The sequence below is a fragment of the Hydrogenophilus thiooxidans genome (genome assembly GCF_019049855.1).
GTDB classification, from domain to species: domain Bacteria; phylum Pseudomonadota; class Gammaproteobacteria; order Burkholderiales; family Rhodocyclaceae; genus Hydrogenophilus; species Hydrogenophilus thiooxidans.
Window position 1 is genome coordinate 20,972 of record NZ_JAHLSY010000008.1, and the last position, 12,765, is coordinate 33,736.

17 protein-coding genes are annotated in these 12,765 nt (G+C 57.2%); 1 reads left to right on the forward strand and 16 read right to left on the reverse strand.

The features are described 5' to 3' along the window. Position 1: 1 nt before the first annotated feature. Entirely contained in the window at positions 2 to 646 is a 645-nt protein-coding gene (gene pdxH / locus KUL93_RS05380; RefSeq protein ID WP_217126058.1) for a pyridoxamine 5'-phosphate oxidase, read from the reverse strand. 34 nt (positions 647 to 680) lie between these two features. On the opposite strand from pdxH, the gene KUL93_RS05385 reads away from it, so the two are divergent. Continuing rightward, complete coding sequence (locus tag KUL93_RS05385) at positions 681 to 1,073, forward strand: rhodanese-like domain-containing protein (RefSeq protein WP_346731655.1); 393 nt, start codon at positions 681 to 683, stop codon at positions 1,071 to 1,073. 3 nt (positions 1,074 to 1,076) lie between these two features. Here KUL93_RS05385 and thmT read toward each other — a convergent pair whose 3' ends face one another. The 15 genes from thmT to KUL93_RS05460 form a co-directional block, all read right to left on the reverse strand. Further along, the gene (gene thmT, locus KUL93_RS05390; RefSeq protein WP_119334169.1) at positions 1,077 to 1,268 is read right to left on the reverse strand and encodes a 2-hydroxymuconate tautomerase; all 192 of its coding nucleotides are present in this window, start codon (positions 1,266 to 1,268) and stop codon (positions 1,077 to 1,079) included. Between the two features lie 81 nt (positions 1,269 to 1,349). Next, positions 1,350 to 2,222 (reverse strand): SphA family protein, encoded by an 873-nt coding sequence (locus KUL93_RS05395; protein ID WP_217126060.1) that lies wholly within the window; start codon positions 2,220 to 2,222, stop codon positions 1,350 to 1,352. A 29-nt stretch (positions 2,223 to 2,251) separates the two neighbouring features. Continuing rightward, positions 2,252 to 3,037, reverse strand: a complete 786-nt coding sequence (gene dmpH / locus KUL93_RS05400; RefSeq protein WP_217126061.1) for a 2-oxo-3-hexenedioate decarboxylase — start codon at positions 3,035 to 3,037, stop codon at positions 2,252 to 2,254. 24 nt (positions 3,038 to 3,061) lie between these two features. Beyond that, complete coding sequence (gstA, locus tag KUL93_RS05405) at positions 3,062 to 3,685, reverse strand: glutathione transferase GstA (RefSeq protein WP_217126062.1); 624 nt, start codon at positions 3,683 to 3,685, stop codon at positions 3,062 to 3,064. 19 nt (positions 3,686 to 3,704) lie between these two features. Further along, entirely contained in the window at positions 3,705 to 4,754 is a 1,050-nt protein-coding gene (gene dmpG, locus KUL93_RS05410; RefSeq protein ID WP_217126063.1) for a 4-hydroxy-2-oxovalerate aldolase, read from the reverse strand. A 26-nt stretch (positions 4,755 to 4,780) separates the two neighbouring features. Then, positions 4,781 to 5,704, reverse strand: a complete 924-nt coding sequence (locus tag KUL93_RS05415) for an acetaldehyde dehydrogenase (acetylating) (protein ID WP_217126064.1) — start codon at positions 5,702 to 5,704, stop codon at positions 4,781 to 4,783. A gap of 22 nt (positions 5,705 to 5,726) precedes the next feature. Beyond that, positions 5,727 to 6,347 carry an antibiotic biosynthesis monooxygenase gene (locus KUL93_RS05420; RefSeq protein WP_217126065.1) on the reverse strand — a complete coding sequence of 207 codons (621 nt, stop codon included), beginning with the start codon at positions 6,345 to 6,347 and terminating at the stop codon, positions 5,727 to 5,729. 56 nt (positions 6,348 to 6,403) lie between these two features. Then, complete coding sequence (gene dmpE / locus KUL93_RS05425) at positions 6,404 to 7,186, reverse strand: 2-oxopent-4-enoate hydratase (RefSeq protein WP_217126066.1); 783 nt, start codon at positions 7,184 to 7,186, stop codon at positions 6,404 to 6,406. 33 nt (positions 7,187 to 7,219) lie between these two features. After that, complete coding sequence (locus tag KUL93_RS05430) at positions 7,220 to 8,080, reverse strand: alpha/beta fold hydrolase (RefSeq protein ID WP_217126067.1); 861 nt, start codon at positions 8,078 to 8,080, stop codon at positions 7,220 to 7,222. 27 nt (positions 8,081 to 8,107) lie between these two features. Further along, entirely contained in the window at positions 8,108 to 9,172 is a 1,065-nt protein-coding gene (locus tag KUL93_RS05435; protein ID WP_217126068.1) for an NADH:ubiquinone reductase (Na(+)-transporting) subunit F, read from the reverse strand. An 86-nt stretch (positions 9,173 to 9,258) separates the two neighbouring features. Next, entirely contained in the window at positions 9,259 to 9,615 is a 357-nt protein-coding gene (locus KUL93_RS05440) for a phenol hydroxylase subunit P4 (RefSeq protein WP_217126069.1), read from the reverse strand. Positions 9,616 to 9,632: 17 nt separating this feature from the next. Continuing rightward, a complete protein-coding gene (locus KUL93_RS05445; RefSeq protein WP_217126070.1) occupies positions 9,633 to 11,183 on the reverse strand; it encodes an aromatic/alkene/methane monooxygenase hydroxylase/oxygenase subunit alpha in 1,551 nt (516 codons plus the stop codon). Between the two features lie 10 nt (positions 11,184 to 11,193). Further along, positions 11,194 to 11,463, reverse strand: a complete 270-nt coding sequence (locus tag KUL93_RS05450; RefSeq protein ID WP_217126071.1) for an MmoB/DmpM family protein — start codon at positions 11,461 to 11,463, stop codon at positions 11,194 to 11,196. Between the two features lie 22 nt (positions 11,464 to 11,485). Next, a complete protein-coding gene (locus KUL93_RS05455; RefSeq protein WP_217126072.1) occupies positions 11,486 to 12,481 on the reverse strand; it encodes an aromatic/alkene monooxygenase hydroxylase subunit beta in 996 nt (331 codons plus the stop codon). A 38-nt stretch (positions 12,482 to 12,519) separates the two neighbouring features. Next, a complete protein-coding gene (locus tag KUL93_RS05460; protein ID WP_217126073.1) occupies positions 12,520 to 12,756 on the reverse strand; it encodes a phenol hydroxylase subunit in 237 nt (78 codons plus the stop codon). Positions 12,757 to 12,765 lie beyond the last annotated feature (9 nt).

A 12,765-nucleotide genomic window follows, 5' to 3' on the forward strand; every position in this document is an offset into this window, starting at 1 on the left:
ATTACGGCGCCAAGCGTTGCCGCTGCCACGTGCCGTTCGGCTGCAAGCGGTAGCAGATGCGGTCGTGCAGGCGGCTGGGACGACCTTGCCAAAATTCCCAGTAATCGGGGATCAGGCGGTATCCGCCCCAGTGCGGCGGGCGGGGCGGATGCACCCCGTATTGTGCCGCAAAATGGGCGGCGCGTTCGAGCAGGAACGCGCGGCTGGGGATCGGTTCGCTTTGCGGGCTTGCCCACGCGCCGATGCGGTTTGCAAGGGGTCGTTCGGCAAAATAGGTGTCCGATTCCGCAGCGCTCACCTTTTCCACCCGCCCTTCGATCCGGACCACGCGCTCCAATTCGACCCAGTGGAATTGTAATGCAGCAAAGGGGTTTTCCTCGAGTTCACGCCCTTTTCGGCTATGATAATTGGTGTACCAAACCAACCCGCGCGCATCAGCCGCTTTGAGGAGGACGGGGCGCGTGGCAGGGCGCCCTGACGCGCCGACGGTGGCGAGCGTCATCGCGTTGGGTTCGGGAACGTGGCAGCGCACGGCGTCGTCGAGCCAGCGGTGGAATTGCACGAGGGGATCTGTGGCGATCTTCTCTTCGTCTAGGCTATCGCGATCGTAGTCGCGGCGCATCTGGGCCAATTTTTCGAAAATCATATATGGCTGGAAAAGGATGACCATGAAACGCGAACTGCAACATCTTACCCCCAAAGAGGCTTATGCGTTCCTGAAGAGTCACCCGGAAGCGCTCTTCATCGATTGCCGTTCCGAGATCGAATATTGGTTCGTCGGTCATCCCGTGGGGGCGGTGCATGTGGCATGGGTCGAGGCGCCCCATTGGACGCGCAACCCCCATTTCGAAGATCAGGTGCGCAAATTGGCGGGCGACGGGCTTCATCGCCCGGTGGTGGTGATCTGCCGCAGCGGCAATCGCTCGGTAGCAGCGGGTGAAGCCCTTTTGGCTGCAGGCTTCACCCATGTGATCAACGTGGTGCATGGGTTCGAGGGCGACCTGGACGAGCACCACCACCGCAGCAGCGTCAATGGATGGCGTTTCGATGGGTTGCCGTGGGAGCAGGGGTGAAACTCACCGTCCCCGTTTTGCGGCGCTCTCTCCAGCAATCCCAAAGTGCTCTTTCGGCATCTCGATCAAAATCACGCGAATCGATTCCATTGGGGCGTCGAGTGCGCGGTGGATCGCGTCACTGACCTCTGCGATCAACCGCTCTTTTTTTTCGTTGTCCCGCCCTTCCATAATATAGATTTGTGCGATGGGCATACTTTTCCTCTTGTATTGGGTTGGTGGTGAGAAAAACGGCACCCTCTCAAGTGCAGGTGCCGTTCTGGGTGCGACCCCGGGTCAAAAAACCTTGACCAGGGTCATTCTGAACAGATTGCCCTTCGGTCCATTATCGCTGCTGAGCTCATGGTAGCCTGCAAACTTAAGGATTACCCCATGCTCCATCATCGGGTAATCGAATTGTAAGCCAACCGCGTTCTTCGATGGCTTGACGTCGGTTGCGCCCGGCCCACTGTCTTTTGTCATCTGTTTCTGATAGTAACCGACCAGCCCCAGCTGCTTTCCTCCTCCAATCTGTTTTCCAATTCCCCACTCGAGCGAAAACCCATCACCGGGCGTGATTCGTGTCTGGTCCTGCTTGCCGTTTTGCTCATAACGGGCCAAAGCCGAGATCGACCATGTCTTGGCGGAATCGGGATAGAAGGTACCGCCTAAAGTCCACATCGTTGACTGGAACCCTTTACCGACTGAAGAGGGATCCGCAGCAGAGAAGTCACCGGTGTCGAACCAGCGACCGAGCGCAAAGACTCCGTCCCAGTTGCTTCCATGCCAACCCAGGACAACGGGACCTAGAAAGATGTCGCCCACATCATGTGTCGTAAACCCCCCCACACCGCTGATGGTGAGTGACGTAGATTGGAGCGGAACGATGGCCTCCACGCCATAGTCAGCGCCCAGGATTTTTTGGTCGGTGATCCAGACGAAACGGTTGGCCAATGCGGTGACGGTGCCATCGATTTTTACAGGTGCGCCGTCAATTTTGTTGATGTTGTAATTCACCACATAACCCAAATAGTACTTGCCAGGGGGAGGGACCGAGGCAGCTTGGATCCCTTCTACCCCTGGCACGTAATGTCCCTCAGCATGAGCGATACCGCTCATTGCCAACGCTGCACACGAAACCGCATAGGCAATTTTGCTAGCCTTTTTCATCAGCACTACCTCCTCTTTTGGTGAAAAAATCAAACGAAATGCAGGGAAACAGACCCCATCTCCTGAACGTGTAACGTGATATGGTCCCCAGCGGCTACGGCGACCGCTTCGGTGATACCCCCGGAAAGAATCAGGCTGCCAGCAGGCAGTTTTTCTCCCCGTTGCCCCAAGTGGTTGGCCAGTGCAGCGACGGCAGCGGCGGGGTGACCGAGGACCGCCGCACCAGCACCGAATGCCACGGGCGTTCCGTTCTTTTCCAGTACGATCCCGAGCGTGCGGAGGTCGACACCGCGAACCGAAAGGGGCTTTCCGCCGACGACGAAGCGGGCTGCCGAAGTATTGTCGGCAATCACGCTTTTGAGATCGAACTTGAAGTCGCGATAGCGGCTATCGATCACTTCGATCCCCGGGAGCACGAAATCGGTTGCGGCCAAGACCGTCCCGATGTGGCATCCCGGCCCTTGCAGATCCGATTTGAGGACGAACGCGATTTCGGGCTCTACCTTTGGGTGGATCAGCTCACTCGTCCTGCACGAGCCACCAGCGGGAACGGAGAAGGTATCGAGCAGGTAACCAAAGACAGGAGTCTCTACCCCCATTTGCCGCATTTTGGCGTACGAGGTGAGCCCCGCTTTGTAGCCAATCTGCCGAGCGCCGCGCGCCAGTTGTCGCGCCCGCAGCCGATCCTGAATGCGGTAGGCATCCTCCCACCCGAGTTCTGGGCACTCGTCGGTGATTTTCGGGGTATCGCGCGCTTCTCGGGCACAATTGTCCAAGTGCTCTGCCCAACGTTCAATGATGGCTTCATCGACCATAACGCATTCCTTTGTTGTTGCGGTTCACGATTTGATCAGCCCTTCGGCCCGCAGTGCAGCTTGTACCGCTGGGCGGCTGCCCACGCGTGTCTGATATTGGGTAAGGGAGGGCCACTTCGTGAGGTCGAGCGCGACATAGGGTGCCCAGCTCAAGGTAACGAAGAGGTAGATGTCGGCAACCGAGTAGCGCTCGCCCAAAAGATACGGGCGGTGCGCGAGTTCATGGGCTACATATTCCAACCGCGTCGTAAGGAGATCACGGGCAAAATTTTTGTGGTCTTGCGATGTGTTCGGTTTGAACAGGGGGCTGTAACTCTTGTGGATTTCGGTCGAAATGAAATTGAGCCACTGTTGCAACTGGTAGCGCTCCCAGGTACCGTTTGCGGGAGCCAGCCCTTTTTCCGGAACCTGGTCGGCGATGTATTGCACGATGGCAGGTCCCTCGGTGAGCGTCCGGCCGTCGGTGAGCTGCAGACAGGGAACGTAACCGTTGGGGTTTATCTTGCGGAAATCCTCGCCGGTTTCCGTCTGTTTTTTGGCCAGATCGACGCGGACCAAAGCAAACGGCAGTTCTGCTTCGCGCAACGCAATGTGCGGCGACAGCGAACAGGCACCCGGTGAATAATAGAGGGTAAGCGCGTTGTCCATTTGAGCCTCCTAGTTGGGTTTAGGCAATTTTGTCCGTGATGAGACCACGCTGTTTGGCCAGAGTCAGCGCCGTGTCTTCGATCATGTCTTCTTGACCGCCGACCATGCCGCGGCGTCCCAGCTCGACCAAAATTTCTCGCGCGGGAACCCCGTAGCGTTGCTCGGCGCGCTTGGCAAAAAGCAAGAAGCTGCCATAGACCCCGGCATAACCGAGCGTCAGGGCGTCCCGATCGATGCGGATCGGGAAATCCATCATCGGGACGACCAGGTCTTCGGCGACATCTTGTATCTTCCAGAGATCCACGCCGGTTTCCACCCCCAGGCGGTTGAGCACCGCAACGAGCACCTCCATCGGGGTGTTGCCAGCGCCCGCGCCCAAACCGGCGCAGGCCGCATCGATACGGTTTGCCCCGGCTTCGATCGCAGCAATGCTGTTGGCAACCCCCATCGCCAAGTTGTGGTGGCCATGGAAACCGACTTCGGTTTCGGGTTTGAGCGCGTCGCGAACCGCGCCCACCCGGGCTTTGACATCTTCGGGCAGCATGTAGCCCGCAGAGTCGGTGATGTAGACGCAGTTCGCCCCATAGCTCTCCATCTGCTTCGCCTCTTTGACCAAGCGCTCGGGTGAGGCCATGTGGGCCATCATCAGAAAACCAACGGTATCCATTCCCAAATTGCGGGCCAATTTGATGTGCTGTTCGCCCACATCGCTTTCGGTGCAGTGGGTGGCAACACGAATGGTGTGAACCCCCACTTCGTGGGCCATCTTGAGATGGTCTACCGTGCCGATTCCGGGAAGGAGGAGCGCGGAGATTTTTGCGCGCTTCATCAGGGGAACGACCGCCCGCAGATACTCTTCGTCGCTGTGACGCGGAAAGCCGTAGTTCACCGACGCGCCACCCAACCCGTCTCCATGGCTGATTTCGATGAGTGGGATCCCCGCTTCGTCAAGCGCCTGGGCGATGCGGGTCATCTGTTCCAGCGTGATTTGATGGCGTTTGGGGTGCATTCCGTCGCGCAGACACATTTCGTGCAGCGTGACGCGGCGACCTTTGAGTGTGCTGGTCATGTTCGGGCTCCTTTTTCCATTGGGGTTCAGGCGGTGGCGGCAACAACCGGTTCGAGTGTCAGCGTGCCGGCCAAAATTTCTTCGGCAAACATTTCGGCGGTTCGAGCGGCTGCGGCGGTCATGATGTCGAGGTTGCCTGCGTATTTGGGAAGATAGTCACCCAACCCTTCCACTTCCAGGTAAATCGATACGCGATCCCCATCGAAAACCGGACCGTTCACCAAACGGTAACCCGGCACATATTTCTGAACCTCGGCGATCATCGCATGGACCGACTCTTCGATTTCCGCCGCTTTGGGTTTTCCCTCCACCAGGCAGTGAACGGTGTCCCGCATGATGATCGGAGGTTCGGCAGGGTTGATGATGATGATCGCTTTCCCGTGCTGGGCGCCCCCCACTTTGGCAACCGCCGAAGCGGTCGTTCGTGTGAATTCGTCAATATTCTTACGGGTTCCTGGGCCGGCAGAGCGGCTGGAAACAGTGGCGATGATCTCGGCATAGCGTACGGGTTGAATGCGGCTCACGGCATAGACCATCGGAATCGTCGCCTGGCCGCCGCAGGTCACCATATTGACGTTCATTTCGCGCTTGCCGATGTGCTCCTTGAGGTTCACGGGCGGCACGCAGTAAGGCCCGATTGCCGCAGGAGTCAAATCGATCATCATCGCCCCTTCGGCATTGACCTTACGGGAGTTTTCGGGGTGGACGTAGGCGCTGGTGGCATCGAAGACAATCTGGATGCCGTCCGCTTTCATGTGGGGAACTAGGCCATCAACCCCTTCCGCGGTGGTTTTTAGCCCCAGCTCTTTTGCGCGCTTCAGACCGTCGCTTTCTGGATCGATACCGACCATCCAGACCGCTTCAAGCACAGGACTTCTGCGGATTTTGGCCAGTAGGTCGGTTCCAATGTTGCCGGGACCGATGATCGCGCAGGCTACTTTTTTCGACATCGATTGCTCCTTCGTGCGTGATTCAAGTAGAGGGGGAGGATTCTTTGGGGTTCGGTGGATTGGGGTGAAGCCAGTCGTGGAACCATTTGGTTAAAGTGGGCGCGACGAACCAGGTCATGGCCACCACGACCATTGCCGTGATGATTGCGGTACGCAGCGGCAGCGGCCAGTGCTCCAAGTGTGGCGCGATCGTGAGAAAGAGAACCAGCACCGTGGGATAGATTCCAAACCAGGTAATCAGCGCAATCTTCCACCTTGGGGGTGCCGCCGATGACCGCACCTCGATGGAAGGAAACCAGTGTTCAAGGCCGGAAAGTTCATGGATGACCGCGTTCCCTTCCACATGGGGCTCGAGTGCTTTGAGCCCCAACGCCCGTTCAGGGGACTCCTGCCATTGGCGCAGATGCTCCGGCGTGTCAAACGCAAAAAGCATGTGGTAGCGGCGTGGTTCCCCACTGCCATCGGAATCGGAAGGCCGGATCAGTTGGCCACCCAGGTAACCCGGAAAGCGTGAAGCGACTGCGGAGAGCTTGGTCCAGGTCTGCTCCAACTCCGCTTCGTGTCCCAGTTTTGCGCGGCGCGATACCAACACCATTTTGATTTGCGCTGGTTTAGGCGCAGAGTGGGTATCTGTTCCAGCCATGGTCTCTTGCTCGTTCGTTTGGGTTGTTGTGAAAGCGTGGCGCAGCTCCTCGGGGGTTAGACGAACCGCACGCTGCAGCCACCGATTCCGCCGACGGTGACCCGCAAGTTGTCACCGCGCGCCACAGGGACCATTGCGCCCAACGCCCCAGAGAGAATCACCTCTCCTGCCTTGAGTGTCACACCCATTGCGCCCAAGGTATTGGCAAGCCACGCCACTGCAGTAAGCGGTGAACCCATCGTGGCTGCCCCAGAACCAGTAACAACCACTTCGCCGTTCTTCTCCAGCACCATGCCGCACGTATAGAGGTCAACAGCGCGCGGATCGACCAGGCGGTCGCCCAGGACGAACACACCGCAACTGGCGTTGTCGGCTACGGTATCTTGAATTTTGATCTTCCAGTCGCGGATCCGGCTGTCGACAATCTCGAAACAGGCCATGACCGCTTCGGTGGCAGCGAGTACGTCGGCTGCCGTGATTCCTGGTCCGGAGAGGTCGCGTTTGAGCAAAAAAGCGATTTCTCCTTCCGCTTTGGGCTGGATCAGACGTTCGAACGGAACCGCTTCCCCTTCGTTGTAGACCATCGCATCGGTGAGCAGGCCAAAATCGGGCTGGTTCACCCCGAGCATGTTCATCACCGCCTGGCTGGTGACCCCGATTTTTTTGCCGATGATGCGCTCGCCTTGTGCTACGCGTCGGGCGTTCATCCGTTGTTGAATCGCGTAGGCATCGGTGATGGTGATCTCCGGGTAACGATCGGTGAGCGGTTCGACCACTTTGCCCTGCCTCAATGCTTCGTAGAGTTCGTCACCCAAGGTGGTGATCAGTTGCGGATCCATCGATGAAACACTCCTCAAGGTTTTTGCCAGGAATCATTGGGAAAGGGGAATGGGCTCTTGCTCAGAGGCTTCGGCCAGAAAGTCACCCACCAGACGAACGAAACGGTCGGCGTGCTCGATTTGCGTCCAGTGGCCACAGCGCCCAAAGACGTGTAACTGGCTGCGGTGAATCCACTGGTGAAGCGTGTAGGCATTGGTGAGGGGAATCACCCGGTCTTCCCGGCCGTGGATGATCAGGGTTTCGTGCGGAATTGCTCGAATGGCCGCTTCTGGGCTCGCTAGGGCATCGACCCAGCGTTGCCGCGGGGCGGGGAACATGGCGGCGTACGCTTCCTGGACGCCTGGGCGGATGGAGGCGCGGTAACGGAGCTCAGCCAGTTCGTCGGTGACCAGGCGCCGATCATAGGCAAAGAGATCCATCAGCCGCTTCATCGCTTCCACTGAGGGTTCATACCCCCAGACTGCGTCGAGTCCAGGGGTAAGGGTGAAGGGAACGCCTGCAGAACCCATGAGCACGAGGCGCCGCACGCGGTTGGGGTGGCGAATCGCAAGCGCAAGCGCAAGAGCGCCGCCAAACGAATTACCCACGAGATCGGTTTTTTCGATGCCCAACGCGTCAAGGAAACCCAGGATGTGGTTGACCCAGGTGTCCATGTTGTACGTAATGTCTTGGGGACGCTCCGTATAGCCAAAGCCCACCATATCGGGCGCGAAGACATGGGCCCGTTGTGCCAGCTTGGGGATGGTCAGGCGCCAGTTCGCCCATGCGCTGACCCCCGGGCCGGAACCGTGGATCAGAACCACTGGGTAGCCCTCCCCCGCTTCGTGGTAGTTCGTATCGATTCCAGCAGCTCGAACCGATTTGCCGATTTCCGGGTTTGCTTGTGTGGTCATGGCTTGATCCATTTGAGCGGTTGCTGATCAAATCTTACGGAACAGTGGGCTGCGTACCTGTTGGGCATCCGCTGCGGAAATGAACTTTTCAAAGAAGATATCGGCTTCAAAAAGTCGCCCCTGCATCAGCGTGGTGATACAGGCGTCGATCATGAGAGGTGGCCCACAGAGGTAGGCCTGCATGCCTGAAAACTGGCCGTTGAATACTTTTTTTGCCACTTCATGGACCAATCCCCGTTCGCCCTGCCAGTTGCTCGTTTCCGGTTCATCAGAGAGACAGGGAACGTAGGAGAACTGGACATGCGTTTGGGCCAACGTGCGAAACTCTTCGTCATAGTAGAGCTCCGCTCGATTCCTCTGACCGTAGACCAAAGTAATGGGGTGTGGCCAGCCCGTTGCCAAAAGGTCGTGAATCATCGAGCGGGGGCTAGAGAGGCCCGATCCGCCGGCGAGGAATAGAACGGGTTTGTTGGCTGACCGGCGTACAAAAAACCGACCGTGGGGACCGGTGAGCTTCAGGGTATCGCCTACTTTTGCGTTTTCATGGAACCAAGTGGTCATCGCGCCACCCGGAACGAGTCGAATGTTGAGTTCGAGTAACCCGGTAGCTTCGACCTCTTGGGGAGCGTTGGCGATCGAGAACGCTCTGGTTCCCTCGATACCCGGGACGCCAATTTGGACGTATTGCCCCGCCTGGAATGGGAGCGGTTCCGAGAGACGCAACCAAACGCCTTTGATGGTTGGCGTCAAGTCTTCGATCCGCTCAATGGATGCGGTGAGGTCCCGCAACGGAATGGCGCGTGCGTCGGGGTCTTCATCAATTTCTGCTTCGATCACGACGTCGGAAAGGGGTTTTGCACAACAGGCGAGTGCGACACCCTCTTCGCGCTCGAAATCCATGAGGGCAAAGGGGCTCGCTTCGCCAAAATCGACGTCACCTTCGACCACTTTCACTTTGCAGGTGCCGCATAGCCCGTGACCACACGCGTGCGGAATGTAGATTCCATTTCTCAGCGCCGCATCGAGCAGGGTTTGGTCTTCTTCAATCGCACACGAATAGCCCAATGGTTCGATGGTCAGTTCAAAACTCATGCAAATACCCCACATTCCGTGGCTGCCTCTTTGTGAAGCAGCCACGAATCAGTTGGATAAGTTAGCGAGGGGACTGGGAGAGGAAATTAGCTACAACTTCCCTTGATTCCCCTGAGACCTGGGGTGCAGAATCGAATCACGTCTTTGTGTTTCAAGCCGTTTTCCGCAACGCTCTTCTCCATGTCAGGATGAAAGGGTTTCCCCGATTTGAGCCATGTCACCCGACTCCAGTCGATCTGAGAAAAGTCTGGATGGTAGCCGTAGATGCCTGGCAGGATATCGGAGATCAACGCCTTGAAGGGCAGCGTTGGGGGCACCGGTATGCAATGGGGGGCGCAGAACATGAGGTGTTCATCCCACCCGATGTATAACAACGGCGCTGGAAATTTGTCTACCGTATCCTTTGCGGGAAACGAATAGGGCTTCACTGCTTTGACCGGCATTGCCATTCTCCTTTAGATTAGACGGTGTTCTGGAGGGCTTGGCCCCGCCATGCCGCAAAATGCTTCTGATCTTCCGAGCCTTCAAAGTCTAGGTTATCCCGACCAAAATCAAGATCGTAGTAGTCGAATACCGCCATCAAGGGATCGAAACCCGGTTGCGTGGGGTCGACGCCCGGTTTGAAGCAGTTCCCTTGATAGATTTGATGAACCGGGAGCCACGACTGGACGTACTTTTCTGGCTCGTTTTCGAAGATCTCCTTGCAGTGGTCGCTGCAGAAGTGGTATTTGTCCCCTTGGTAGTCGGTTTCACGGTAGCAGATCGTGGTGGGATCACCGGGTTCGGTGAAGAGCATCGGGATTTGACAGACGGTGCACAGCATCGGCAATGTCTTGTTGTAGAACCGGTTCCCCGCTCTGTGCTGTTCGCGATAAAACTCCAACCGCGGACGATAGTATTGATCAAAGGAGTTGGGATATTTTGCCGAGAGCCAATCCAGCTCTTCGTCGGTGGGTACCCAGGTGTGGAACGGTGCGGCCGCATTGTAGTTGTAAAAGGTATTCCACGCTTGATGGGAGATATGGTCTTTTCCATCGATCGCGTCTAGCCACCCCTTCGGCTCACGGATACCGTAGCGCGCCAGGTCGCGGAAGAGCGCTCTGCCATTCTGTTCGCCGTAAATTTCCCACGCTTCCCGCCAGCTCATCACCCGCTTCGGCAACATGTAGTCCATCATCATCCCCACGAGCGTCAGTACGCGGTAGCCGCGCCAGAACCATTTGTCGATCCAGCGCTGGACGATGGGGACGTTATCGGGGTCTTGCTCCAACATGAATTTGATCGCTTCGATCCCCAGCGTCATGTGGCGGGATTCATCCGACTGGGCGGAGAAACCAAAGGTCACTGTGGCCAGGTCGCCGTTGTACGCCGCGCCGGACATGAACGGGACAAAGAGCAAATTGGTGAGGACGTACTCAAACGAGAAGCTGATCGAGGTCAAATACTCGAACGGACCAGCGGTCAGCGCATCTTCAAAAAAGCTCTTCGGCACCGAGAGATACCAGACCCGGTCGAACCAATGGAGCGAATGGTGCATGCCGTTGAAATATTTGTTGTAGGTGGAAATGGCATGCGTTTGGGTTTGATAGTGGCGGATTTCGTCAAGGGACTGCATTTGGCACGCCACGCGAAGCCCTTCGCCCACGAAATGGCGCCCGACCTGAGCAAAGCCGCGGTGCGCGTAGTACTCCAACGGTGATACCCCTTGGATAAAGAGTTTCACGGCATTCACGTAGCGCGCGTCGGTGATCCCCAGGAAACCGTTGTTTTGCTGGAACGCGTCGATCACCGCGTAGAGTTTTTTCTCTTTTTCTCCTTGGTATTTCCAATAGGCGTCCATGGTCATGCGGAATGGGTCGACCCATTTGTCCCAATCGTGGATTTTGATCCCTTCATAGGTGGCGTAAGGGTAGACCTTTTCCATCGGCTGGTAGGTGGTTTCCCAACCCAGGCCGCGGGTCATCGCCGCATACCGTTCTTTGAGACCGAGTTTTTTTACTTGGGTGTCCATGGGTGTCTCCTCAGTGTTTCCAGTACAAAGTAAATTGGTCGTCGTCCTCATCGATGTGCCCGGAGAGGCTGATGAGGTTGACGTGGATTTGCTGCAGGTCAAACGGCGTGCCGGTAATCGCTTCGATGGTTTCGCGTCGGATCGTCAGACGATTGGGGGCATCGATCTTGACCATCGCAGGCGATTCCACTGCGGTGGCATGGGGGTTATCCGCAAGGATCGCTTCGATGATCGGGCGCGCCTCTTCGTTTTGTTGAAACGCAATAAAGACGTTGGACATGGTAAAAACTCCTTCGATCGAGTTACCGGGCAAGACCGAGTTTTTTGACGCGGTTGGCCAAGCCTTGGCGGACCTCTTCGAGTGCTGAAGCGGCTGCATCACCCATCGCCAGGACAGAGATTGGGGTGAGCGCATCTGCGGCGCGTTCTTCCCAATGGCGGAACCATTGCGTCAGAAGCGCCCGGTTTTCCTCCGATTCCGCCGCGATCGTTTTGATGACGGCGTCAACCCAGCGTGCACTTTCCGCATGCCACTCGGTGATAAACGCGGTGAGCATGGAAATTGCGCTACCCCCTTGCATCGCCAGGGCGCTATCGACGTAGGTGTCAAAGATCAGCGGGTAGAGCAACCCATCGAGCGCGAGATTTTGCGCCACGAAGAGTTCGACCGGATCTGGAACGACAAACGTATCTTCGACGTAGCGGCGCAGCAGCTGCCAGTTCGCATCATGAAGCCAGGCCGACTTGCCTTGGTCGAGGCGCTCGGGGCCTTCCAAAGTGAGTGCCAGACGGGTGAGGTATTGCGCGACAGCCAGATTGTCCATCGCGTGGAACATCGCCGGGGCGGTAAAGGTGGTACCGTATCCGAGCGCGCAGATTTGCGAATTGTTCATGTTCGCCCCCCACGCGACGTGACGCAACGGGGTGAGGACCTCGAGCGCCCGTTTTTTGACCGCTTCCGGGAGCAGCGCGATGAGCCCACGTGATTCAACGAACGAGAAATTGGCTTCAACCGTCTCTTGTTGCTTGGCCCGCGTGCTGGTCCACGATCCGTAATAGAACTGGCGTGGATCGGTGATGGCGTACCAATCCTTCATCTTGACGGCGGTGCGAGTGGGATCGAACAGTTCGTGATCCGGATCCCACGTTGGGCGGTAGTGGAAATTGACGCTGGGTTGCGCCCCAAACGTGGCTTCCTGGTAACGGGTCGGAACCTTGTTGTCGCCCACGTATTTGGCGACGTGGGCATAGGTGAGCCGAAGCGGCTTGATGTTTACGGTCTTGAGGTCGATGGACATGGACAACTCCTCCGGGTTGTGGATTGTGAAAAAAGCGATTAGCTTCTTCTGTTGGCGAGTAAGTGGTAGGGGTCGTTTACCTCGACCGCTTGCATTTTGCAAAACTCGTCAAAGGCTTCGGGACGCAGCATCAATTCGACGGTGAGCTCTTTGGCTCCGATCGAAAATTCGAATTCGACGAAACCCAGGCGGTTGATCCCTGTGACCCTTGCCCATTTGCGGTTGGGATCGAATGGCTCAGGTGGCTCGGACCGATCAACCATCCTGGGTTTCATGATCGCTCT